Below are 26,544 nucleotides of genomic sequence, written 5' to 3' on the forward strand. Positions count from 1 at the left end.
GCGAACGTGACGGTCGAGCACCGGCATGATGCACACGCGGGCGCGTCGGGACTCGACGCGCGCGGTCAACGGCAATCGGCGGCGATCCTGAGCCGCGCACAGAACTGGCACAGCGCCGGACGATTCGACGACGCGGCGCGCGAATACCTCGCCGTGCTCGAGAAGGAGCCGGACAATCCCCAGGCATTGCACCTGTACGGCGTGCTGCAGTTCCAGCGCGGCGCGGCCGATGACGCCGAAGCGTTGCTGCGTCGGTCGATCGCGATCGCACCCGGCACGCGCGTGCTGTCGGATCTCGGCTCGATCGCCGGCGAGCGCGGCCGCGTTGGCGAGGCGCTCGAGCACTTCGCGGCCGCGCTGCGCGCGACGCCCGACGACGTACAGACGCTCGTGCGCCGCGGCAACACGCTGCTCGGATTGCGCCGCCATGACGACGCGCTCGCGTCGTTCGACCGCGCGCTCGCGGTGTCGCCGCTGGTGCTCGATGCGCTCTGCAATCGCGGCAGCGCGCTGCGTGCACTGCGCCGTTTCGACGAAGCGCTCGATACCTACGACCGCGCGCTGATGGTCGACCCGCGCTCGTTCGAATCGTGGTTCAACCGAGGCCTCGTGCTGCGCGAACTGCAGCGGCCGGCCGATGCGCTGCAGTGCTTCGAGCGTGCCAACGCGATCCGGCCCGGCGTGGCCGCGATCCTGGCCGAGCGCGGCCGCACGCTGATCGATCTCGATCGGCCGGGCGAGGCGCTCGACGCGTTCAACGAAGCGATCGCCGCCGATCCCGCGCGGATCGACGTGCTCTACAACAGCGCGGTCGCGCTCGAACGGCTCGGCCGCGCAGACGAAGCGCTGGCCCGCTGCGAGCGCGTGCTGGCGGTCGATCCGGATCATGTCCGCGCCCATGCGAGTCGCGGCAACGCGTTGCTGCAGCTCAAGCGCCACGACGACGCGCTGGCCGCCTATGCGCGCGCGCTGGCACGCGATCCGCATTCGGCGGAGACGTTGTGCAACCGCGGCACCGCGCTGCGTGACCTGAAGCGTTACGACGAAGCACTGGCCAGCTATGACGCCGCGCTCGCACGCGACGCGCGGTTCGCCGAAGCGTGGACCAATCGCAGCAGCGTGTTGCAGGATCTGCACCGCTACGACGAAGCGATGGCGTCGCTCGACCGTGCGCTCGCGCTGCGTCCCGATCACGCGACGAACTGGCTCAATCGCGGCAACCTGTATTTCGAAACGGCGCGCACGGACGACGCGCTCGCCGCATACGACCGCGCGATCGCGCTGCAGCCCGACTATGCGGAAGCGCATTTCGCGCGCGCGTCGCTGTACCTGATCGAAGGCGATTTCGCGCGCGGCTGGCCCGAATACGAATGGCGGCTGCGCGACGCGCAGCTTGCGCGGCACTACCGGCCGTTCACGCAGCCGGCGTGGCAGGGCGACACGCCGCTCGACGGCAGGACGGTGCTGATTCATGCGGAACAAGGGTTCGGCGACACGCTGCATTTTTGCCGCTACGTTCCGTTGGTCGCCGCGCGCGGTGCGCGGGTCGTGTTCGAGGTGCAGCCGCAGCTGCGCGCGCTGATGGCGTCGCTGCCCGGGTCGGTCGACGTGATCGCGCGCGGCGAGCCGCTGCCGGCGTTCGATTGTCAGGCGCCGCTGTTGAGCCTGCCGCATGCGTTTCGCACCGACGAAGCCATGATTCCGCATGCCGGCGCCTATCTGCAGGCCGACCCGCAGCGCACGCGCCAGTGGGAAGCGCTGCTCGGCGAACGGCGCCGGCCGCGGATCGGGATCGCGTGGGCCGGCAATCCGGAGCACCGGAACGATCACAACCGGTCGATCGATCTCTCGCGGCTCGCGCCGCTGTTCGATCTCGACGTCGACTGGATCAGCCTGCAGAAGCCCGTGCGCGAACGCGACGCGGCGTTGCTCGCGGAGGCGCCGGTGCGCCGCGTCGACGACGAACTCGGCGACTTCGCGGACACGGCCGCGCTGATCGGCACGCTGGATCTCGTGATTGCGGTCGATTCCGCCGTCGCGCATCTGGCGGGTGCGCTGGGGCATGCGGTCTGGGTGCTGCTGCCCGATCCGGCCGAGTGGCGCTGGATGCGCACGCGCGGCGACAGCCCGTGGTATCCGTCCGCGCGGCTGTTCCGGCAGGCGGCGCCGGGCGACTGGGCGGGCGCGATCGACGCGGTGCGTGCCGCGATTGCACCGATGACACGTTAGACACGACACACGATACGAACAGCGACAAGTGGGGGCCACACGATGACACCGAACGGGGAAGGGACGACACTCGCGAGCGCGCCGGTCGCGCCGGATCGCCGTCCGCCCGACACCGCGCAACTCGAGCGGTTGCTCTTGCGTGCGCGCAAGGCGCACCACGAGGGCGCGCTGCAGCATGCGGAACACGCATATACCGAATTGCTGACGCTCGATCCCGAGCATCCGGAGGCGCTGCACCTGCTCGGCGCGGTGCGTTTCCAGCAGGGGCGGCTCGACGATGCCGAACCGCTGATGCGGCGCTCGATCGAGCGCCGGCCGGTGCCGCTCGCGCTCGCGAACTACGCGGCGGTGCTGACGGGGCTCGGACGGGAGCACGACGCGCTCGTGCGTCTCGACGAAGCGCTCGCGATCAATCCGGTTCATCAGCGCGTGCTGTTTCAGCGCGCGGGCCTGCTCGCGCAACTCGCGCGGCACGGCGATGCGTGTGCGGTCTACGACCGGCTGCTGGAACTGACGCCGGGTTTTGCCGACGGTTATGTGAAGCGCAGCGACATGCTGCGCGCGCTCGGCCGTCACGACGAAGCGCTTGCCGATTGCGATCGATCGATCGCGCTGGCCGGGCGTTCGTTCGACGCGATGCGCGGGCGCGGTCTCGCGCTGCGCGAACTCGGCCGCTTTCGCGATGCCGTCGACAGCTACGGCTACGCGCTTGCGCAGACGCCGGGTAGTGCCGAGGTGCTGTTCCTGCGCGGTGTCGCGTATCTCGACCTGACCGATCCCGAGCGTGCGCTCGCGGATTTCAATGCGGCGATCGCGGCGAGCCCGACCTTCGTCGATGCGATCTTCAACAGTTCGATCGCGCTCGAACTGCTCGGCCGGCACGACGAGGCGCTCGTGCGCTGCGACCGCGTGCTCGCGATCGATCCGCGTCATGCGCGGGCGCTGGCGAACCGCGGCAACGCGGCCAGCCACCTGGAGCGTTATCGCGATGCGGCCGACAGCTATGCGCGCGCGCTCGACGCGGAACCGCGCAGCACCGGCGTGCTGTGCAACTACGCGAGCGCGCTGATGCGCATCGAGCGCCACGACGATGCGCGCGAGATGTGCGACCGTGCGCTTGCGCTCGATGCGGGCTACGTGCCCGCGTGGTTCACGCGTGGCCGCGTGCAGCTCGAAACGCACCGCTACGCGGCCGCGCTCGACGATTTCACGCGCGTGATCGAAGCAACCCCGCGCGACAAGCTCGCACACTTTCACAAGGGCAACGCGCTGCGCGCGCTGCGGCGTCACGACGCCGCGCGGCAGGCGTATGCGGATGCGATCGGGATCGATCCCGACTACGTGCTCGCGCACTGCATGCGCGCGTTCCTGTGCCTGTCGATCGGCGATTTCGAAGCGGGCTGGGCCGAGTACGAATGGCGCTGGCGCGACACGCAGCTCGACGCGAGCCGGCGCACGTTCGCGCAGCCGCGCTGGACGCACGGGATGCTGCTCGACGGCAAGACGATCCTGCTGTACCCGGAACAGGGGCTCGGCGACACGCTGCAGTTCTGCCGCTACGTCCCGCTCGTGAAAGCGCTCGGCGCGCGCGTCGTGCTCGAAGCGCCGGTCGAACTGAAGATGCTGTTCGCGACGCTCGACGGTGTCGATACGCTCGTCGCGCGCGGCGAACCGCTGCCGCCGTTCGACCTGCATTGCCCGCTGCTGAGCCTGCCGCTCGAGTTCCGCACGGACCTGGCATCGATTCCGGCCGGCGTGCCGTATCTCGCGGCCGACCCCGCGCGTGTCGCGCAATGGCGCGAACGGCTCGGCGCAGCGACACGGCCGCGTATCGGTCTCGTGTGGTCCGGTAACCCGCTGCACCTGAACGACCGCAACCGCTCGATGACGCTCGCGGATCTGCTGCCGCTGTTCGACGACCGTTACGAGTGGATCAGCCTGCAGAAGGTGGTTCGCGACGACGATCGCCCGGTGCTCGACGCGAGCGCGGTGCGCTTCGTCGGCGACGACCTCGCGGACTTCGCCGACACGGCCGCGCTGACCGCGCTGATGGACGGCATCGTCAGCGTCGATACGTCCGTCGCGCACCTCGCCGGCGCGCTCGGCCGGCCGCTTGCGCTGATGATTCCGCACACGCCCGATTTCCGCTGGCTGCTCGAGCGGGACGACAGCCCGTGGTATCCGTCGGCGCGGCTGTTCCGCCAGCCCGAGGGCGGGCAATGGGCGCCCGTCGTCGAGCGGATCGCGACGGCGTTGCCGACGCTCGTCGGCGCAGGTGCGCGATGAGTGCGCGCCGCGAGGCCGCGCCGTTGCCCGCTGCCGGCTTCGGCGCACGTGCCGCGCCGTTGCGCGCGGTGCTCGACGATGCGCTGCGCCAGGCGCGCGCACGGCTCGAACTGCGCGACTTCGCGGGGGCCGGACGGCTCTATGAAGGCGTGCTGACGATGGCGCCCGACCATGTCGAGGCGCTGCACCTGCTGGGGCTCGTGTATCTGCAACTCGGCGATCCCGTGCGGGCGGAGCCGCTGATCGCGCGGTCGATGGGGTTCGGATTGAACCAGCCGTGGAACCTGGCGAACCACGCGGCGGCGCTGACCGGTGTCGGCCGTCATCGCGACGCGCTCGCGCTCGCCGATCGCGCACTCGCGGCCGATCCGGACCATGCGCCGTCGCATGCGGCACGCGGCGATGCGCTGCTCGCGCTCGGTCAATACGACGCGGCCCTTGCCGCCTACGATCGGGCACTCGTGCGGGAACCGGCGCATGCAACGGCGTGGCGCAAGCGCGGCGAGACGTTGCGCTGGCTCGATCGGCCCGCCGATGCGCTGATCAGCATCGAACGCGCGTTGCGGATCGACCCGAACGAGGCGGCGGCGAATCTCGAGCGCGGGCATGCGCTGCGCGCGCTCGGCCACCGCGAGCAGGCGCTGCACAGCTATCAGCTCGCGATGGTCGTGCGCGGCAAGACGCCCGAGCTGGTCTACGCGTGCGGCGTCGTGATGACCGAACTCGGCCGCCCGGCCGACGCGCTCGCGTGTCTCGACGAAGGGCTCGCACGGTTGCCGAAGGACGAGCAGTTGCTGTACGCGAGCTGCGTCGCGCTGGATCTGCTGCACGCTCGCGACGAATTGCTGAAGCGCTGCAACCGGCTGCTCGTTCTGAATCGTGACAACGTCGCGGCATGGGTCGGGCGCGGCAATGCGCTGCTCGGGCTCGAACGTCACGCCGAAGCCGCCGAAGCATACGCGCAGGCGCTGGCGCGCAAACCCGACGATATCGACGCGCGCCGCAACAGCGCGGCCGCGCTGCGTGCGCTCGGCCGGTTCGACGACGCGCTCGCCGATTACGACGCGGCGCTGGCGCAGACAGGCCCGCATGCGGAACTGCATTACAACCGCGCGCTCGCGCTGCAGCAGCTCGGCCGCTACGACGAGGCGCTCGCGAGCCATGCGGCGGCGGCCGCCGCGCCGGCGGACACGGCGCAGGCGTTGTTCACGCGTGCGCTCGCGCGCCAGCACCTCGGCGACGACGACGCGGCGCTGACCGACTACGCCGATGCCTGCCGGCGCGATCCGAACCATGGCGCCGCGCGCCGTTCCGAGGCGTTCTGCCGGCTGCTGACGGGCGATTTCGACGCGGGCTGGCGGCAGCACGAGGCGCGCTGGGAGGCGGCCGACGCGATGCTGCACCGGCGTCATGCGGACCGGCCGCTGTGGACCGGCGCCGAACCGCTCGCCGGCCGCACGCTGCTGCTGCATGCGGAGCAGGGTTACGGCGACACGCTGCAGTTCTGCCGCTATGCGAGCCTGGCGCAGGACGCGGGCGCGACCGTGATCGTCGAGGCGCCGGCCGCGCTCGGCGAGCTGCTCGGCACGTTGCGCGGCGTGAGCCGGGTCGTCACCGAAGGGCAGCCGATGCCGGCGTTCGACCTGCAGTGTCCGCTGATGAGCCTGCCGTATGCGTTCCGCACGACGCTCGATACGGTGCCGGCCGACGTGCCGTACCTGCGCGCCGATGCATTGCGGCGTGCCGCGTGGACGCAGCGCATCGATGCGATGGCGCCGCCGGGACGGCTGCGGGTCGGGCTCGCGTGGTCCGGCAATCCGCGCCATGCGAACGACGAGAACCGCTCGATACCGTTTGCGATGCTCGCGCCGCTCGTCGGGCGCGAGGCGCCCGACGTGACGTTCGTGAGCCTGCAGCCGCAGGTGCGTGCGCGTGATGCCGACGCGCTCGCCGCGAGCGGCGTGCTGTCGTTCGCGGACGCGTTGCAGGATTTCTCCGAAACGGCTGCCCTGGTCGACACGCTGGATCTCGTGATCAGCGTCGACACGTCGGTTGCGCATCTGGCCGGCGCGCTCGGGCGGCCGGTATGGGTGCTGCTGCCGCGCGTGCCGGACTGGCGCTGGCTGCTCGACCGCGACGACTGCCCGTGGTATCCGGCCGCGACGCTGTTCCGGCAGGCGCGGCCGGGAGACTGGCCGGCAGTCGTCGCCCGGGTGACCGACGCGCTCGGCACGGTGCGCCGCGACCGCCCTGCGGCGTGACCGGCCTTCCATGACAAAAGCTACGGACCTTTTCGCGGCGGCCGGAATGGTCCGTAACAGTCGCCATGTCGCTGCCATCCGCGCTTCGTATGGTCTTCGGATTCCAGCGGCCTGTTTCAGGCTCAACGACATGCGCGGTGCCGGACCGGCACCGCGAGCAAATTCCTAGCATCGGGGTGGCAAGAATGGCAGCACGCGCACGTACGGAACGGCAACTTCGCGCAACGGCCTCGCGGTCGGTCCTGAAATCGGAGCTGAGCCCGCTTTACCGGGCGGTCGTGCTGATGCTCGCGGCGGGCGTGTCCGCGCATGCGCACGCGGCGGGCATCATGAACCTCGGGCAGGCTACCGCGCGTGCCCCGGGAGGCGGCGCGGGCGGTGCCGGCGGCGTGCCGGGCATGCCGAATCTCGGCGTGTCGCCGCAGCAGGCGTTGCAGGCGAGCCAGCCGTCGATCCGCAACCTCGGTTATGCCGCCCACGCGATCGCCGCGCAGATCGCCGCGCAGCAGAATGCGGCGGCGGCCGCGGCGAAGCTGCCGTCGACCGTGCCGAACGGGCTCGCGCCGGGCGGGCTGCAGGTGGCGGCGGGCGCCTCGGGCGATACGAACAATCCGGTGCTGTGGTTCAACGCGAACGCGCCGACGCAAAACACCGACGCGAACGGCCACGTGAACGTCGACGTCAAGCAGACCGGGCAGAACGCGGTGCTGACGTGGGAAACGATGAACGTCGGCCGGCAGACCACGCTGAACTTCGACCAGTCGGGCGGCACGCAGACGAACGGCGCGAACAACTGGGCCGTGCTGAACCGGATCAACGATCCGAGCGGCAGGCCGAGCCAGATTCTGGGGAACATCACCGCGCAGGGCGCGGTGTATGTGATCAACCGGAATGGCGTGCTGTTCGGGGCCGGGTCGCAGGTGAACGTGCATTCGCTGGTGGCGTCGTCGCTGAACCTGCTGGACATGAAGAATCAGATCGTACCGACGCCCGACGGCATCGTGGCGAGCAACCAGCAGTTCCTTAGCTTGCCTGCCGGGACGACGGGCGGGCTCGCGTATCCGGAATCGGGCAATTCGAACGGCGTGGCAGGGTCGTCGACTCGCCCGAACGAGGTGCTGGGACTTGGCAACGTTGCGAAGACGAATGGCGCCTATCAGGCACCGGGTGACATCACGATCGAGCAGGGTGCGTCGATTGCAACGCATACGAACGGCACGGTCAGCGACGGGGGATTCGTGCTGGTCGCTGCGCCTAACGTGACGAACGGCGGGAGCATTACGGCGAACGACGGTCAGGTCGTGCTGGCGGCAGGCGTCGGCGTGAGCCTGCGGCCGAACAGCGGTTGGCCGAAAAGCAATCCGCAAGTGTTGCTGCCCGAGTTGAGCGGCCAGATCGTCACGACGCAGAACGGTACGACGGTTGACCTCACGCCGGTGGGGACGCTGACGAACACGGGTATCGTGCAGGCGTCGCGCGGCAACGTGAACCTGCTTGGTGGCCGTGTTGCGCAGAATGGCGTGGTGGGCGTCACGACGAGCGTGAACACGCCGGGCCGGATCACGATCTCGACCGTCGACGAATACAGTTCGAACGATCCGTTCGGCAATGCGTATCCGGGGGCGTCGTTGGCGACGGCCGGAAACGGCGGCGCCGACGACGCGCATCGTTCGGGTCTGCTCACGTTCGGCCCGGGCTCGGTGACAACGGTGCTCCCGGACACCACCGGTCAAACGGCGACATCGACGCCGGGTACGGCGTTCACACCCGGTGGCATCGCGATGACGGCCGGCGCCGTTTGGTTCCAGGGCGGCTCGCTGATCGAGGCGCCTGGCTCGAACGTATCGGTGACGGCGCTTTCGCCGTCGGTGACGGCCTATACGGCCGACGTCAAGCAGAACGCGGCACCCGGGCGCATCTATCAGGATGCCGGCTCGACGATCGACGTATCCGGGCTGGCGAACGTCGAACTGCCGATCGCGCAGACGCTCGTCGCGATCGACCGGATCGGCCAGAACGAACTCGCTGATTCGCCGCTGTTGCGGGACAGCTTTCTGGCCGGGTTGAAGGGCGTCGTCGTCGACAGTACGCTGACGGGCACGCGCAGTGACGGCGTGTCATGGGTCGGTAGCCCGATCCTGAACCTGTCGGGCTATGTGAACCTGATTCCGCGCACGGTCGATCAGTTGTTGACCAATGGCGGCACGATCACGCTGTCGGGCAACGAGGTGTTGACGGTGGCCGGCTCGTCGATGAACCTGAACGGCGGGTACTTGCATGTCGACGGCGGGATGGTGAACACGACGCGGCTCGTTGACGCCAATGGCGCGATCGTTCCGATCGGGCAGGCGAGCCCGTACGAGCGCTATGTCGGCATTGCCGGGCAGTTCGTCGAGAATCACCCGCGCTGGGGCGTAACGAAATCGTGGTACAACCCGCTGCAGACGGGGGGCGTGTACCAGGGCGACTATATCGTCGGCGGCAATGCCGGCACGCTCGACCTCTTTGCGACCTCGGCGCTAGTGCTCGATGGCGACATCAGTGCGCAGTCGTTCGGCGGCGCGAAGCAGATGCAGGGCAACAGCCTGCCTTCGGGTGGGACGTTCAATCTCGGTGCCGATCCGAAGCTTACCGGCGGCACGCTCGCCGGCCTCACCTGGAACAACGCCCCGTTTGCCACGCCGTCCGGCGTGCTGGGATTGACGATCCTGCAGGACCAGGCACCGCAGCTCGACGAGCTTGCGCCGGGTTTCTCGAGCAACACGCCGATCGACAAGACGGCGCTGCAGAATGTCGCCGCCACCGATCCGCGCAACGTGCTGACCACGATGGTGGTGCCGGTCGCTGCCCTGAACGCCGGCGGTTTCTCGAACGTAAACGTGACGCAGGACAAGGACGGCGGCAAGGGCATCGTCGTCGCGCAGGGTACGCGCCTTGGCGTGCAGCCGGGCGGCTCCATCGTGCTCAACAGTCTGACCGGCCTTGCCGACGTCACTGTGGCGGGTCGGTTGTCTGCGCCGGGCGGCACGATTTCGATCACCAGCGCAGGCAATATCGTCGTCGGTCCGCAGGCCGTGCTTAGCGCGGCCGGTCAATGGGTCAACAACGACGTGCAGGCGGCACCGGGCACGACACCCGGCAATACCCAGTTCATCAATGGCGGCAGCATTTCTCTGGCGAGCAGCGAGCAAGCCAGCCGCGTCGCGGACACGACGGGATCGATTCTGCTGCGTCCCGGCAGCGTGCTGGACGTATCGAGCGGCGGCGAGCTGCTGTCGAATGGCCAGTTGCTGACGCAGAACGGTGTTCCGGTCGGGCGGGGCGGTGATGTGACGCTGCGGACCTACGAGACGTCCCAAACAAAGCAGTATGGCCACGTCAGCGACGGTGGTGCAATCCTGCCGGCCGCGCAGCCCGCGAACGGCACGATCCAGCTTGGCGGCACGATCCTTGGCGACGGTTTCTCGGGTGGCGGCACGCTGACGCTGCAGGCACTCGGCTTCCGGATCGGTGGCGACCCGAAAGCTGCTGCGCCGTGGGACGTCTATTTGCCGGAGAGTTTCTTCGCGCAGCAGGGGTTTGGCAAGTACGTGCTGAATGCGTACTACGACGCGACCGTGGCGCCGGGCGCGACGGTTGCGCTCACGCAGCGCAATCTGATTCCCGACGCACTCGCGCTTCAGCAGGCAGCCACGGGCACGAACCTGTCAACCGCGGGGCTGACGACAGCGGGGCGTCTGGATGACTATCACCGGCAGCCGACGAGCCTGGTGGTGACGGGCGGCAATTACGTGTCCTGGCTGACGGGCGAGAACAAGGTGCCGTCGTATTCGGGCGTGACGGGGGCGGTCACATTGTCGTCCGACGCGTCGATTCATGCGGACGCCGGTGCGAACATCGGCTTCGGGTCGCCGACACAGGTGACGGTACTCGGATCGATCGTTGCGCCTGGCGGGGTGATTACGCTCAGTGCTGATTCGGGCGGGACGTTCGGGCAGAAGGGGCAATACAGCATATTCACGCCGAGCGACAGCAGGTCGGTCTGGCTCGGCGCGGATGCGACGCTCGACGTCGCCGGCACCGCGCTCGCGAATCCGCTCGCCACGCCGGTCAAGATGGGTGGGGCGGCGGTTGTGCCGAACACGGGCAAGGTCCTGGCAGGTGGGGCGGTCACGCTGTCGAGCGATGCGGGTTATGTGGTCGCGCAGCCGGGCTCGCGGATCGATGTGTCCGGCACGTCGGTGGACTTCGACCGATTGCAGCCGAACGGCACTTACGCATCGCAGCCGGTTTGGAGCGACGCCGGCGCGATTACGCTGTCCGCCGCATACGGCCTTTTTGCCGATGCGACGCTCGCCGCGCACGCGGGTGCACCCCAGGCGCGTGGCGGCACGCTGACGATTCTGCCGCATCAAAACAACCGGGCAGCCGGAGCAACCGCGCTGGTCGTCCGGCAAAGCGGCGAGCTGACACCGACGGGCCTTGAGGCCGGCCAAAGTTTCGCAACGGCGATTGACCGGACCACCGGTTTGCCGATCGGCCATCCGACCGGCGTGATTCAGTTCTCGGCAGACCGTCTTGATGGATCCGGGATCGCGAACCTCGTGCTTGGGGACGCCACCCCATCGACGGCCGGCATGGAGGTGCCTCCTATCGCCTTTGCCGGCGACGTCAGGCTGGCACTGCCTGAATCGGTCACTTTGAATACCGGGCGCATTGCGGCACTCGGCATGGACCAGTTTGCGACGTTGCTTTCGAGACCTGCCACGCAATCGGATGGCACCACGAATCCGACGTCCGTCTTGCAGACGCTCCTTGCGGGACCGCCGCAACATCCGTCCGGCACGACCGTCGAAATCGACGCTCCGTATGTCGCGCTGGTTGGGCCGACACTGACGACGCAGTCCCCGGCATTTGCACCGGTTGCGACGGTGTCCGACGCTACGCTGAACGTGAACGCGTCGTTTATCGATCTGCGCAATCAGTTCCAGCTGAACAACATCGGGCAGGCGCACTTCACGAGCCACGGCGATATCCGCCTCGTTCAATCCATGGTGTCCGGCCCGGTGCCGGGAATCCTTTACACGCCCGGCAACCTGATGTTCGAGGCGGCAAGCGTGTATCCGGCCACCGGCAGCACGTTCATCATCGATGCGGCCGGTCCGACCGATCCGGCGACCGGCAACGCGACGCCGACGACAGTCACGTTCGCGTCGAACGGCGCATCGGGCACACCGTTGTCGGCAGGCGGCACGCTGCTGATCGACGCGACCGACATTGTGCAGGGGGGCACGGTGCGGGCGCCGTCGGGTACGCTCGTGTTCGGTGTCGGCGATCCGTCGAACAGCGCCACGCAGGCGCAATTCGCAGGCCTGCCGCTCGTCGCGACGCATTCGGTCACATTCGCGAACGGCAGCTTGACGTCGGTTTCGAACGGCAATGCGACCATCCCTTACGGTACGACGATCGACGGTATCGAATGGCAGTTCAACCCGCTCGTACGCACTGCGTTGCCCGTCGACCTTAACGCGCCACCAGCGAAGTACGTCGGTGTCAACGGCGCTCGCATCGCGCTCGACAAGGGCGCGACGATCGATCTGTCGGGTGGTGGCGACCTGCAAGCGGCCGAATGGGTGCCAGGCACCGGCGGTACGCGCGACGTGCTGTCGCAATACAACGTCAGCTATGCGAACAACCCGGCCGGCACGACGGTGCCTGTCAATCCGGGCGCGGCGGCAGTCTATGCGATCGTGCCGGGCAAGCAGTCCCCCGTCGCAGCCTATGACCCGGTGTTCGCGCAATCTGCCCAGCCGTCGGCCGACGGTACGACGGGCAGCACGACGGCGACGCTCGGCGTCGGTCAGGCCGGCGTGACCGATGCGGTCGGCAAGGCCGTCTACCTGTCGAGCGTGCCTGGTTTGGCCGCCGGCTATTACACGTTGCTCCCGGGCAAATACGCGACGCTGCCGGGCGCGTATCGGGTGACGGTCGCGAGTGTGCCGGGCAATATCGTGCCGGGCGCGAGCCAGGTGCTGCCGGACGGCACGGTGACGACAGCCGGCTACTTCGCCGATGCGTTGACCGGCGGCCGCAGCGCGACGCCGACGCTATTCAATGTGCAGTCGGGCCCGGTGTGGCAGCAATACTCGCAGTACACGCTGACGGGGGCGAACAGCTTCTTTGCCGCACAGGCCGCGAAGAAGGGCAACGTGACGCCGCCGTCGCCGGTGGACGGCGGCCAGCTCGTACTGGCGGCGACCAGGGCACTGACGCTCGGCGCGACGCTGAACACGGCCGCCGGAACCGGCGGCGCGCCGGCCGAAGTCGACATTGCGTCGCAGGATATCCAGATCACCGGTAACGGGAGCGCCGCATTGCCTGGCTATCTGCAGATCGGCAGCGACGCGCTCGATTCGCTCAACGCGGGCAGCCTGCTGATCGGCGGCACACGTGCGGCGACGGCGAACGGTGTGACAATCACGCCGATTGCGAACAGCGTCGTCGTGTCGAACGACGGCAACACGGCGCTCAAAGGACCGGAAATCCTGCTCGTCACGAAGACGGACGCGAGCGGTACCGATTCGAACGCAGCGAACGGCCTCCGCGTCGATGCGGGCGCGTCGATCGCCACAGCCGGCGATTATCCCGCGGCGAAGGATCAGCCGATCGCGATCGCGGGCGACGGTGCATTGCTGCGGGTGTCGAACGGCGCGACGGCGCCGCTTAAGCGTACCGGCTCGACCGGCAGCGGTTTGCTGACCGTCGGTGCAGGCGCGACGCTCGTGGGCGGGCAGGCCCTGACGCTGGATTCGTCGGGGAACCTGAAAGTCGATCCGAGCGCGGTACTGTCGGCGAATGCGATCACGGCGGACGGCTCGGCGATCACGTTTACCGGGACGAATGGTGCAGCCGCGACGGCGTTGCCCGGCTTCGTCATCGATCCGGCCGGCCTCGCCCAATTCGGCAAAGCGCAGCAAGTGACGTTGCGCAGCTATGGCGCGATCGGCTTCGTTGGCGACGTGAACGCGACGTTCGGCAACAGCGTGAACCTGAGCGCGGGCGCGTTCACGAGCGATGGCGGTCACGTGACGTTGAGCGCGCAGCAGATTGCGTTTACGAACGAAACCGGTGCGTCGAGCGGCACGTCCGGGTCGGGGAACGGCACACTGACGGTCAATGCGAAGGAGATCGATTTCGGCTCGGGTACGAAGGCGGTGAGCGGCTTCGGCTCAGCGATCATGACGGCGACGGCCGGTATCGTCGGGCAGGGAACCGGCACGTTCGATTTCGGCGCGCTGCCGGTCACGCTGAATGCGCCCGTGTATCTCGCTGATACGAGTTCGGCGTCGACCGTGAAGACGGCAGGTGTGCTGACGCTGAACGGTGCGTCGGGCACCGCGCCGGCCAGGAAACCGGTCGGCGGCGCATGGCATTTCGTCGGCGGCGCGATTGCCGACAACGGTGCGACGATCGCTGCGCCGGCGGGCAATGTGAGTCTCGAGGCGACGACCGGCAATCTGACGATCGGCAGTGGCTCGACGGTGAGCGCGGCGGGTGTATCGAAGCAGTTCTTCGACGTCGTGCAGTATGCGCCGGCCGGTGCGATCACGTTGACGGCAGATAGCGGCACGGTTGACGTTCAGACGGGTTCGACGCTGGATTTCTCTGGTGCGAATGGTGGCGGTGCAGCCGGAAGCCTGGCACTGTCGGCGCCGAAGCAGGTCGTGAATCTGAACGGGACGATCAAGGGGGGCGCGGCGAGCGGCTATGCGGGCGGTTCGTTGTCGCTCGACACGGGCGGTGCGGCCGATCTCGACGCACTCGCGAAAACGCTCGCATCGAGCGGCGTGAACCAGGCGATCGCCATCCATACGCGGTCGGGCAATCTTGCACTGTCGGCCGGCAACGCGCTGACCGCGCACGCGGTGTCATTGACGGCGGACGGCGGCGCGGGCAACGCGTCGGATTCCGCGAACGGCAATGTCAACGTGCTGGGCACGATCGACGCATCGGGCAAGGCGGGCGGCGCGATCGCGCTGTATGGGCACAGTGGCGTGGACGTCGAAGGTACGCTGCTCGCGCGCGGTTCAGATCCGAAACAGCGTGGCGGCAGGGTAGACATCGGCACGAGCGGCATGTTTGATCCGGGCGCGGCCAATCCGTACAACGCGACTTACGGCTATGAGAACATTGATCCGTCGCGCGCGGGGCTGATCCGGGTCGGCGCGAATGCGCTGATCGATGTGTCGGGCGGAACGGCGGGCGGCCTGTCGGGCGGTACGGTGAATTTCCGTGCGCCGCTGCTGTCGGACGGTACCGTGAACGTGTCGTTGCCGTCGTCAGGGTTCGAGCCGGGCAAGGGAATTTCCGGCTCGCGTGCTACGACGCTCGAGGCGTATGCGACGTGGAGTACGACGGATGCGACGACGGGCGCGAAGCACTTCGATGGCATCGTCGATCCGGCAGGATGGTATGACGCAAGCGGCCACTTGCTGGCCGGCACCTTCACTGCGCAGAGTACGTCCAGCACGCCGACGACTTTCACGTTCACGCCGGACGGCAGCGGCGGTGGAACCGTGAAGAACAATGCGACTGGCGCAACCGAGACGGTGACGCAGGCGCAATTGCAAAGCGGCAACAGCGCGATCGGCTTTGGCGGCCTGCAAAGCATGTTCTTTGCACCGGTGTCAGGTGGTTCGAATGCCGATCACCAGACGTTCTACGGGTATCGGGACGGCGATGCGACGACGGCCGCGCCCGGCACGCTGATGGGCTTCGTGCAGCATGGGCTCGATGCGTTGAAGAATCCGTTCGATGGCTCGGGAATCGCGAATGCGCGCATCGTGCCAGGCATCGAGCTGGAAAATCCGAGCCAGGCGATCAATGGTGGCAACATCGAGGTGCTGACGAACTGGAACCTCGGGGCGGGGACGTCGCCGACGAATCAGGCATTCAGGTTCAACGGGCAGGCGCCGATCGTCACACTGCGAGCCGAGAACGACGTCGAGGTCAGGGCGAGTTTGTCGGATGGCTTCTTCCAGATCGACAACCCGATCGGGAGCAGCATTGTCGCGCCGCGACCGACGCCGTCGACGTATGCTGCAACGAACTACATGTGGTCGGAAATGCCGTTCGGCACGTTCAATTACGTGCTGGCGAACTATAGTTATATGGGCCTGACCGGCCCATATAACTGGACGACGGGAAATAGCGACGAGATTGCGCAGTATTACGGCATGTACCGGGGGTACACGCAGTACCTGCAATCGCAACTGTCCAACGGTACCTGGGCATTTGTCTTTGCCGATCCGATGCATCAGAACGCGCCGAACGCCGCAGGGCAGCCGGTCCTGTCGCTTCAGGCGCCGACGGCGGCTCAGGAACAGTCGGATCCGACGTGGTATCCGCGCTATCTCGCTCAGTACCAGTCGTACGTCAACGACTTGATCAAGTGGCAAGCCGCCAATCCGGGCATCACGCCGCATGTCGACCAGGTACAGGCTCCTCCGAATGTGCTGGTGCCGGTCATCGCCGGGGACATCGTGATCAAGCCGCCCCAAACGGACAATACGCCGGCACCGGTGGCTGTTGTCGCGAACGCGCTGCCGCTGCTTTCCGCCAGCCTGAACCCGGGCAGCAGTTCGTCTTACCGGCTCGTCGCGGGGGCCGATCTTTCTAGTACCGATCCGCTCGCATTGAAGCCGGCTGACGGATTTTCGTCGTCGACGGGTGGCAACGTGGTACTTGACGGGCACTTCGAATACAACAACGCGACCAATCCGAATCTCGGCAACCCGAACGGCCTGGTTGTGATTGCACCAACGCTGATTCGGACGGGCAACGGGTCTATCGACGTATCGGCCGCCGGAAACGTGTCGCTGTTCGATCCGTCGAGACCGGCGGATTCGAACACCACGATCATCCCCGGTGCAATCTATACGGCAGGCGTGCCGTCGTCGGGCGCACCGGTTGTCCCCAACAACGCCACGATTGTGCAGGGCGGCAGCCAGACACGCGGCAACATCCTGGTCACCGCACCCGTCAGCCCGGAGGCTGCCGGCGATATTTCGATTCATGCACAGGGCAATATCACCGGTATCGAAAACGTCGTTGATGCGAATGGCGCGATCACGGGGCAGGCCGGTACACCAGTCGGCCAGTTCTGGTGGCAATGGATGCAGGTGACGGCCAAGCCGACGTGGCAGGATAGTGGAAAGTTCGTGCCGCTCGACCGGACGTCCATCGATTTCGGCGCGTTCGATCAGGGTGTTATGAGTGTCGGCGGCAACGTCTCGATCAACGCCGGCGGCACTATCGCCGATCTGGGCGTGTCGTTGCCGACGACGTGGTACAAGGACGCTAGCGGCACGCCTGTTACGGTCGGCGGTGGCAATCTGACAGTTCGGGCAGGCGGGGACATCCTGAGCGGCGACTACTTCGTCGCGAAGGGGGCGGGGGCGATTACGGCGGGAGGTCGTATCGGTTCGGACATCGTCGTGCAGCCGTGGCTTGTCGCGCAATCGCCGATGTCGCTCTCGACCTTGCTGGCGACGCAGGACGGCGTGATCGACGTCGTTGCACGGCAAGGCGTGGATATCGGGGGCGTGTTCAACCCTTCCTACCTTCAGATAGGAGGCTATCTCCTTCAGAATCAGTATGGGCAGTATGCTGACGCACAAGCTTATTCACCGGATTCGGCGGTTGGCGTCCTGGCCACGACAGGCGATGTGACGCTGAATTCCCTGTCGTCGAAACTACTGCTCAGAGGCACAGCCAACTTTAGAAATGCGGCGGATCCATCGAGCATTTTGCCTGCAACCGTGAACGCGACGGCGTTTTCCGGGGGGATCGACGTGAGGGCGGAGGGCGCGCTTTTTCCGTCCGCAACAGGCAATCTGAGTCTCATTGCCGATCAGTCGATCAATTTCGCGAATCTAGGCCAGATTGCGGACTTGCACAATGTCACGTTCGGCATGGCGGACAGCGATCCGTCGGCCATGCCTTCCGCCACGAAGCCGTTTGCGGCAATAGCGCGGCTTACCGATCCGACGATTGCTGCTCACGCCGTCGATGCGCTGCATGCCGACGATCCGGTGCCTGTGCGGATCTATAGTTTGACGGGCGACCTGGTGAACGGTGTACAGACGGACGGAAGCACGGGAGTCTACACGGGGGCGATGTCGATCGTGATCGACAAGCCGGCATTGATCCAGGCCGGGCGGGATATCGTGAACCTGTCGTTCCAGGGGCAGAATCTTCGGAAGTCGGATGTGACACGCGTCGTGGCGGGGCGAGACATTTACGACGCATCCGCCGTTTCGGGGATGAGCTCAGACTTCAGTCCGGCATTGGTACTCGGCGGCCCGGGGACGTTCGATGTCGAAGCCGGACGGAATATCGGCCCGTTGACCCGGGCTAACGGGCTCCTGACGGGCATCGATGCAATCGGCAATGTCGCCAATCCGAACTTGCCGCACGATGGCGCGAACGTGAATGTATTGTTCGGCATCGGGCCCGGTGTCGATACAGACACGTTCGTTTCGAAATACATCGACCCGGCGAGCTCGGTACCGGGCGTGCCGGGCACGGCGTCTGCGCTGATCTCGTTCGTGCAACAGTATCAGGCGGGTCTGACGATCGACACGGGGCTTGTCAAGGACCGGCCCGCGCTTGCACCGCTCGACGCGGCCCAGGCGTGGGCGACGTTCAAGACATTGCCGGCGTATATTCGACAACTCTTCGCGGAACAGGTGCTGTTCAATGTGCTGACTCGCGTTGGCGAAGACTACAACAATGCCGGCAGTCCTTATTTCCAGAAGTACGCACGCGGTTATGAGGCGATCAACACGTTGTTTCCTGCATCGTTCGGCTATACGGCGAACAACCTCGGCGGTGGCGGGAATGGTGCGAACAAACCGGTGGACACCGGCGATCTCGATATCCGCAACACGACGATCCAGACGCAGCAAGGTGGCAATATCTCGATCCTCGGACCCGGCGGGCAGGCCCTGGTGGGCAGCGCGTCCGCACCGCCGCAGATCACGGATGCCGGGGGCAAGGTGATCGCCGGCCCCGGTTCGATGGGCATCCTGACGCTGGAGAAGGGCGACGTGAACATCTTCACGGATCGTAGCGTGCTGCTTGCGCAAAGCCGGATCTTCACGGAGCAGGGCGGCGACATGACGATCTGGAGTTCGAACGGCGATATCAATGCGGGAAAAGGTGCAAAGTCGTCGGCCGATACGCCGACGCCTCAGTACGTTTGCGATCCTAACCATTACTGTACGGTCGACGCACGCGGTCTGGTGACCGGGGCAGGTATCGCGACGCTGCAGAGCACGCCGGGCGTGCCGCCGGGCACGATCAACCTGATCGCACCACGCGGCACCGTGGATGCGGGCGACGCCGGCATTCGCGCGGGCAACCTCAACGTGGCGGCGCTGCGTGTAGTGAATGCGGACAACATCCAGGTGACAGGCAAAGCATCCGGCGTTCCGCTCGTGCAGGCGGTGAATACCGGCGCATTGACGGCTGCGAGTGCGGCTGCGTCGGCCGCGACCCAGGTGGCGCAGGACGTCGCGAAGAACAACGCAACAGGCGGGGCGTCGCGTCGCTGGACGATTTCGGTGCAGGTCGAGGGGTTCGGCACCGGTGATGACGACAATCCGAAGAAGCGCCGGCAGGTCGGATACGATCCGTCGAATGCCGTGTCGGTTGTCGGATTCGGACCAGCCGGGGCGGCGCAACGCGCGGTACTGACGGCGGAAGAGCGCGAGCGTCTGGGCAAGATCTGAGGTGAGTGCAGGGAAATTTCGGGGCGCCTGGTTACCTGTCGGCGTCCGTTTTTTTGTGATCTGATTCGGTTGGATGTTTGGATAACGAAGCAGGTATGTGTGGTTGAGGAAAGCGACGGGGGGCGATCGTTCGGAAAGCCGATCAGAATGGCTGTTGAGTGAGAAAGTGCTTCCCCGATTTCTTGCTGACCCGATCTCCGGGAGATTTTTATAGCGTGAGTGCGGGCCTGACCTCGAAGCGAGACGACCGGATTCGTCTCGGCAACGTTGTGACGGACGGGTGAAATGGGGCTGAAAAATTGACGCCCCGGATTTCTCAGGGGCGCAATTTCCGCAACGTTGGCGTGTGGTTTGCCGATCGTGTTGGCGGCCGACTACTGTACCTGTACAGACGCTCGAGTTGCCGATTTCGAGGTTGAAGCCGCTCGCGTTGCTCAGGAAGTCGTTCATGATCGGTGGTGCTGTCGCCGATCGTGCCGATGGTCGGAGCGACGAGCATCGAACTGCCGCCTTGCACGTTCGACGAGGCCATCGCGGCCGCAGCACTCATGCTGGACAATGCGAGTGCGAGGAGGTGACGGAGCTTGCGACGACGAAATTCCGTGGGAGATTCCTGCTCAGGATGATATGAGTCGTGAAGCGAACACCAGCGGCGAGTCCAATATTCCGACACACTCGTGTAGCGCGGATCCGAGGCATAACCTAAAACAGCTCCCTTGGATTCCCAAGGGAGCTGTTGTTCAACAGCGGGTAATTCGTCTGTCGATCGCTTAGCGACCGACCACCGTACCCGTGCAGACGCTCGTGTTGCCGATGTCGAGATTGAAGCCCGTCGCGTTGCTCAGGAAGTCGTTCGAGATGGCAGTCTGGTAGTTCGACGGAACCGTATCGAAGCCATTGCCGTGAACGATCGACGCGAAGCTGGCGTTCGTGAAGTGGGCGTTCAGGAAGTCATGAACGGCCGTTTTGACGGTCGAGTCGGCGTAGCACTGGCTCAGGATGATCTGGCTCGTGCCGGAAACCGGATAGCCGGAAGCCGGATTGCCGGCATTCGGAACCCAATTCACCTGGTTGGAGGCCTGAACCTTGGTGGCCGGCGGCGCAATCGAACCGAGCGCCGTCGTCGCGTTCGCATACGTCGGTGCGTAGTAGACACCGTTGGTCTTGTTCACGAGGCTGGCCACCGGCAGTTGCAGCGCGCCGGCCGGCGTCACGACCGTGCTCGACGGGGCGAGGAACGTGTTCGTGTAGTCCGGGCTCAGGTAGGCGAACGCTGACGTACCGGCCGACGAGAAGCTCGCAACCGCATTACGCACGCCACCGCTGCCCGATGCTGCAACGAAGTTTGCCGGCACGACGCCACCCGGGAACGACGACGTGAACGTCAGCGAGTCGACGAACGTGACACCGGCTTGCGTGTTGGCCGTTGTACAGACGGCGGCCAGGTGACGCGTCAGCAGTTCGGTCGTACCGCTGCCGTCAGCGCGATAAACCACCTTGATCGGCGTGCTGGTCGTCGTGTAAGCCGAGCCCGTTTGCGGGTTGATGACGGGATTGGCGCCGCTCACGCCAGCCCAGTTGGTGATACGACCCGAGAAGATGCCGCACAGATCGTCGTCGTTCAGCGCGATGCTGTGCGCTTGACCCGGCGTCGTTTGCGGCGTCGTCGTGCTCGTCACGGCCGGGCCGTTGACGACCGGCACCGTGATCGGCGTGACGATGTACGGGATCTGGATCAGCGGGCCGTTGGTCGTGCCAAGGCCAGCTTTGTACGACGAGATCTGCGTGGTCGACAGTGCCGCATCGCTGTTCGCGAAGTGGACCGTGCCCGTGAGGCCCGGGCTGAGATACGTCGGCTGGTTGTTCAGGAACGCGTTCTGACCGGCGCCCGAACCCACCGAGAAATACGTGAACGAGCCTTCGGACGTGCCGAACAGGCCGATTTCGGTCGCGGCGTTGCCGATCGCGCCGATGGTCGGGGCGACGAGCGACGAACCGCCGCCTTGAACGTTCGGCGAGGCCATCGCGGCCGTGGCGCCCAGACCGGAAACAACGAGAGCGAGGACTTGACAGATCTTGCGCTTGCTGGATTTCATGAGAAATGTCCTTGGACGAAGATAAACGGGAACCCCTGCTACTGCGGTTGGAGTGCTTATGGACCGCCGGGTAAATGTAGGGGGAAATCCGAATGACGCGTGTGAATTTTTCATAACGAATGGTGCGTAACATTTTTATCGATAAACTCATTGAATAATTCGAATTGATAAAGCGTCGATTGGAACGTTATTCGTCTCAGGCTGGAGCGTCAAAATGTTGGGATTCAGCCGGAACCCGTTCGGCGGATTATGCCGGCATCAAGCATGGTGGAACCCGTCGACGTCGCGCGAATCTGCGCAGTGCTATCTCAGTTTCAAGACGGTTTTGTGGCGGATGCTACGGAACATTCCGTGCGTCGATGAATATCCACTTCTTTGGTGTATTGCTTTGGTTGGCCGTGCGAATCCGTAAATTGAAGCGAGAGGCAAGGTGTGTGTATTTAATGTGCGATCGAATGATTGATTGGATAAAAATGAAATCGTTTTTACGTTATAAGAATGGATAAGCCGGGTAATAAACCCCGCCCAAAAAGGTAGCCCAACATCCGTCACAAATTTGCGCCGGTTCGCTCCGTAGTCTTCCCCGGCGACTCCGTCCGGCATGCTGCGCGACGTCATCGAAAGCAGTCGCGCACGTGACAGGAGAGCACTGGCATGTCGGCATTCCGCTACGAAGCGATCGATCCCACCGGCCGCACGCTGAAAGGCGTGCTCGAAGCCGACAGCGCGCGCGCGGGCCGCAGCCATCTGCGCACGCAAGGTCTCACGCCGCTCGTCGTCGAACTGGCGGCACAGCGCCTGTACGGCGAGCGCCACCAGCGTCTGTCGCTCGGCCGCAAGCTGTCGCAGCGCGAGCAGGCGATCATCACGCGCCAGCTCGCGAGCCTGCTGGTCGCAGGGCTGCCGCTCGACGAATCGCTGTCGGTGCTGAGCGAGCAGGCCGAGCGTGAATACGTGCGCGAGCTGATGGCCGCGATCCGCGCGGAAGTCGTCGGCGGCCATTCGTTCGCGAATGCGCTGACCCAGCATCCGCGCGATTTCCCGGAAATCTACCGCGCGCTCGTCGCGGCCGGCGAGCACACCGGCAAGCTCGGCATCGTGCTGTCGCGCCTGGCCGACTACATCGAACAAAGCAACGCGCTGAAACAGAAGATCCTGCTCGCGTTCACGTATCCGGGCATCGTCACGCTGATCGCGTTCGGCATCGTCACGTTCCTGCTGAGCTACGTGGTGCCGCAGGTCGCGAACGTGTTCACCAGCACCAAGCAGCAACTGCCGACGCTGACGGTCGTGATGCTCGCGCTGTCGGATTTCGTGCGGCACTGGTGGTGGGCGTCGCTCGCGGCGACGGTCGCGATCGTCTATGCGATCCGCAAGGTGCTGTCGCGCGATGCGCCGCGGCTCAGGTTCGACACGTGGCTGCTGACCACGCCGCTGGCAGGCAAGCTCGTGCGCGGCTACAACACGGTGCGCTTCGCGAGCACGCTCGGCATCCTCACCGCGGCCGGCGTGCCGATCCTGCGCGCGTTGCAGGCGGCCGGCGAGACGTTGTCGAACCGTGCGATGCGCGCGAACGTCGACGACGCGATCGTCCGCGTGCGCGAGGGCTCCGCGCTGTCGCGTGCGTTGGCCCATACGAAGACGTTCCCGCCGGTACTCGTGCACCTGATCCGCTCGGGCGAGGCGACGGGCGACGTGACCACGATGCTCGATCGCGCATCCGAAGGCGAATCGCGCGAGCTGGAGCGCCGCACGATGTTCCTGACGAGCCTGCTGGAGCCGCTGTTGATCCTCGCGATGGGTGGCGTGGTGCTCGTGATCGTGCTGGCGGTGATGATGCCGATCATCGAGCTGAACAACATGGTGCAGTGATGCGCGGTTCGGCTCAGCGCACGAACGCGTTGGCCTTTTCCGCGACGGGCAACGTGATCTCGCGTTGCAGGCCGTTGCGATCGACGACGATCGAGCGTGCGCGAACCTCGGCAAGCTTCGCGGCTTCGCCGATCGCCGCGCCGAGCGACACGACGCGCGATGCGTCGCCGCCGACGCTGACGATCGCGGCGGCGCGGCGCGCATCGATGGCGAGTACGCCGAGCAGCTGGATGGCATCGCGGCCGTCGTCGGGTTTCGCGCCGAACAGCCGCGCGCCGGCCGCGACGTCGATCGGTGCTGGCGGCGGTGCAAGCGACGCGACCGGCGCATCGGCGGCGCTCAATACGCGCACGGCCCAAAGCGATACGGCAATGAGTGCCGCGGCGGCGGCGAGCGTTGCCGCAAGCGGTACGAGATCGGTGCGGGAAGGCGCAATGCGAAGCAGGTCGAAGGGTTTCATGGCGACAGGCCGATGCAATGGACAGAAGACGTTTTCCATTCTTTGCTGCGAGGGTGAATGCATGATGACGGGCTTCAACGAAACGCGGGCGTCGTACGCCGGCCAGTCGTGTGGATACATGCGTCGCCGCACGCAACGCGGCTTCACGCTGATCGAGATCATGGTGGTGGTCGCGATCCTCGGGATTCTCGCGGCGCTGATCGTGCCGAAGATCATGAGCCGCCCGGACGAGGCGCGCCGCATCGCCGCGAAGCAGGACATCGGCACGATGATGCAGTCGCTGAACCTGTACCGCCTCGACAACGGTCGTTATCCGTCGCAGGAGCAGGGGCTGACCGCGCTGGTCCAGAAGCCGGCCACCGATCCGGTGCCGAACAACTGGAAGGACGGCGGCTATCTGGAGCGGTTGCCGAAGGACCCGTGGGGCAACGCGTATCAGTACCTGAACCCGGGCGCGCACGGCGCGATCGACGTGTTCAGCTACGGCGCGGACGGCAAACCGGGTGGCGAGGGGAACGATGGGGATATCGGCTCATGGCAGTAACGGCATACCCATGAAACGCACGAACATGCGGCTGCGATTGCGTGGATATCGTCAATCGGGCTTCACGCTGCTGGAGATGCTCGTCGTGCTCGTGATCGTCGGGCTGCTGGTCGCGGTCGTGACGCTCGCGCCGTCGCGCAATCGCCGCACCGATCTGGCGGAGGAGGCGCAACGCCTGGCGAACCTGCTCGAATCGGCCGGCGACGAAGCGCAGGTGCGCTCGATGCCGATCGCATGGCAGCCGGTCGGCGGCGGCTATCGCTTCGTGCAACGCACCGAAAGCGGCGGCTGGGCGCCGATGACGGACGACCTGTACCGCGCACGCCGCTGGGGCACCGCGGTGACGGGCGTGTCGGTGCGCTACACCGGCGGCGGCGAAGTGCCGTCGCGCGTGGTGCTCGGCAGCGAAAGCATCGACGTGCCGGTGACGATCACGCTGTGGTCCGGCGACGTGCGCATGGCCGTCGTCGGCACGGGCATCGGCAACTTCGTCGTGCGCCGGCCTTGAGCGACGCGTGGCACCGGGTGCGGATACGACGCGCGAACGCGTCGCGATTGAATCATGCCCCTGCACGCTTCACCTGACTGTCACAGTGCCCGCGCACAATCTGTCGTTCGCTTGCGACGGAACCGCTCACGGGGGAGCGCGTTTCGCCGGCAGCGTGCAACTCCACTTCCGTCCAGGAATTCATGACTCGTTCACGGGCGCCGACCGGTGTCCTGGCGCTCGTCGCGGGGCTCGCGTTCGTCGTGCTGTGCATGCGCGGCGTACAGGCACAGGAGGCCGGCTCCATCGGCCGCCAGCCGGGCAGCGCGGTGCATTTCGATCTGCCCGCGCAGCCGCTCGCGAAGACCTTGCAGGACTTCGCGCGGCTCACCGAGCTGATCGTGCTGGCGCCGGCGCCGCTGCTCGACGGGCGCACGAGTGCGCCGGTGCAGGGCGACTTCGCGCCGCGCGATGCGCTCGCGCGGATGCTGGCGGGAACGGGGTTGCGTGCGGAATTCTCGCGTCCGGACGAAGCGATCATCGTCGCGCAGCCGGCCGCCGAGACGCCGCCCGCGACGGCCGACACGCCGGCGGACGCGGCGCTGCCGATCGACGGGATCGGCGATTCCGGCGAGCGGCGCACGTTCGCGGGCCTGCTGCAGGCGCATCTGATCGATGCACTGTGTGCGCAGCCGGCGGCCGTGCCGGGCAGCTATCGACTCGTCGCGCAGGTGCGCATCGACAACAGGGGGGCGGTGGTGGCGGTCAACATGGTGGCATCGAGCGGCTCGGCCGCCCGCGACGCGGCGGTGATGCGCGCGCTGCGCGCACTGAAGCTGGACGACGCGCCGCCTGCGGACCTGCCGCAGCCGGTCACGATCCTGTTGCGGCCGGCCGGCAACGGCGTGCATTTCCGTTGCCCGGCGCCGCAGCCGGCCGTGCGGGGCTAGGCCGCCATGTCCGACAGCAACCGCTCCGGGCTCCGGAATCTGCTGGCGACGCGCTACGCGTACCTGGTCAGGCGGCTCGAACGCGTGACGGGGTCGAAGGACGGCGCCGCCGATGCGCTGCACGAAACCTGGCTGCGCCTCGAGAACGCGAACGTCTCCACGCAGGTGACGAACGCGGACGCCTATATACTCGGGATGGCGAACAATGTCGCGATCGACCAGCATCGCCGCGAACGGCGGCATCTGCACGACGACGATGTCGAGACGCTGCTCGAGATGCCCGACGAGCTGGCCGATCCCGAGCGGATCGTGGCGGCGCGCCGCAAGGTCGAGACCCTGAAGGACGTGCTGCGCGGCCTGCCGCCGCGGCGCCGCGCGATCCTGCTGGCCGCCCGCGTGGACGGCCTGCTGAACCGCGAGATCGCCGAGCATTTCGGCATTTCGCTGCGGCTCGTCGAAAGCGAGCTGAGCGCGGCGATGAAGTACTGCCTGCAGCGCATGCAGGAAGACGGTGATCCGTACACGGGCACGCGAGGCGGCCCGCGTAAATTTTGAGCATCAGGAC

Annotated in this window: 11 protein-coding genes; 9 read left to right on the plus strand and 2 right to left on the minus strand. The window is 66.3% G+C overall.

What is annotated here, in order from left to right; translation table 11 throughout:
• Positions 1-6 precede the first annotated feature (6 nt).
• The 4 genes from PQB87_RS22950 (at position 7) to PQB87_RS22965 (ending at position 19,570) form a co-directional block, all read left to right on the plus strand.
• On the plus strand, positions 7-2,229 hold the full coding sequence (locus PQB87_RS22950; RefSeq protein ID WP_489243927.1) for a tetratricopeptide repeat protein: 2,223 nt from the start codon (positions 7-9) through the stop codon (positions 2,227-2,229).
• Positions 2,230-2,271: 42 nt separating this feature from the next.
• The gene (locus PQB87_RS22955) at positions 2,272-4,515 is read left to right on the plus strand and encodes a tetratricopeptide repeat protein (protein ID WP_489243929.1); all 2,244 of its coding nucleotides are present in this window, start codon (positions 2,272-2,274) and stop codon (positions 4,513-4,515) included.
• A complete protein-coding gene (locus PQB87_RS22960; RefSeq protein ID WP_489243931.1) occupies positions 4,512-6,776 on the plus strand; it encodes a tetratricopeptide repeat protein in 2,265 nt (754 codons plus the stop codon). Before PQB87_RS22955 ends, PQB87_RS22960 begins: the two co-directional genes overlap by 4 nt.
• A gap of 185 nt (positions 6,777-6,961) precedes the next feature.
• The gene (locus tag PQB87_RS22965; protein ID WP_489243932.1) at positions 6,962-19,570 is read left to right on the plus strand and encodes a filamentous hemagglutinin family protein; all 12,609 of its coding nucleotides are present in this window, start codon (positions 6,962-6,964) and stop codon (positions 19,568-19,570) included.
• A gap of 770 nt (positions 19,571-20,340) precedes the next feature.
• Here the strand turns inward: PQB87_RS22965 and PQB87_RS22970 are convergent.
• Positions 20,341-21,666 carry a substrate-binding domain-containing protein gene (locus PQB87_RS22970; protein WP_059686040.1) on the minus strand — a complete coding sequence of 442 codons (1,326 nt, stop codon included), beginning with the start codon at positions 21,664-21,666 and terminating at the stop codon, positions 20,341-20,343.
• A gap of 654 nt (positions 21,667-22,320) precedes the next feature.
• Here PQB87_RS22970 and gspF point away from each other — a divergent pair.
• Positions 22,321-23,538: a type II secretion system inner membrane protein GspF gene (gene gspF, locus PQB87_RS22975; protein ID WP_489243934.1), complete on the plus strand. Its 1,218-nt coding sequence runs from the start codon at positions 22,321-22,323 to the stop codon at positions 23,536-23,538.
• Between the two features lie 13 nt (positions 23,539-23,551).
• On the opposite strand, the gene PQB87_RS22980 is transcribed toward gspF, so the two are convergent.
• Positions 23,552-23,998, minus strand: a complete 447-nt coding sequence (locus tag PQB87_RS22980) for a general secretion pathway protein GspC (RefSeq protein WP_059686044.1) — start codon at positions 23,996-23,998, stop codon at positions 23,552-23,554.
• A 118-nt stretch (positions 23,999-24,116) separates the two neighbouring features.
• Here PQB87_RS22980 and gspG point away from each other — a divergent pair, with 118 nt between their 5' ends.
• The 4 genes from gspG (at position 24,117) to PQB87_RS23000 (ending at position 26,534) form a co-directional block, all read left to right on the plus strand.
• The gene (gspG, locus tag PQB87_RS22985) at positions 24,117-24,542 is read left to right on the plus strand and encodes a type II secretion system major pseudopilin GspG (RefSeq protein WP_111942971.1); all 426 of its coding nucleotides are present in this window, start codon (positions 24,117-24,119) and stop codon (positions 24,540-24,542) included.
• Between the two features lie 10 nt (positions 24,543-24,552).
• Positions 24,553-25,050 carry a GspH/FimT family pseudopilin gene (locus PQB87_RS22990; protein ID WP_226127150.1) on the plus strand — a complete coding sequence of 166 codons (498 nt, stop codon included), beginning with the start codon at positions 24,553-24,555 and terminating at the stop codon, positions 25,048-25,050.
• A 182-nt stretch (positions 25,051-25,232) separates the two neighbouring features.
• Positions 25,233-25,979, plus strand: coding sequence for a secretin and TonB N-terminal domain-containing protein (locus PQB87_RS22995; protein ID WP_059686046.1), 747 nt, complete (start codon positions 25,233-25,235; stop codon positions 25,977-25,979).
• 6 nt (positions 25,980-25,985) lie between these two features.
• Positions 25,986-26,534 carry an RNA polymerase sigma factor gene (locus tag PQB87_RS23000; RefSeq protein WP_011354683.1) on the plus strand — a complete coding sequence of 183 codons (549 nt, stop codon included), beginning with the start codon at positions 25,986-25,988 and terminating at the stop codon, positions 26,532-26,534.
• Positions 26,535-26,544 lie beyond the last annotated feature (10 nt).

It is taken from the genome of Burkholderia sp. KL41 (assembly GCF_057005415.2).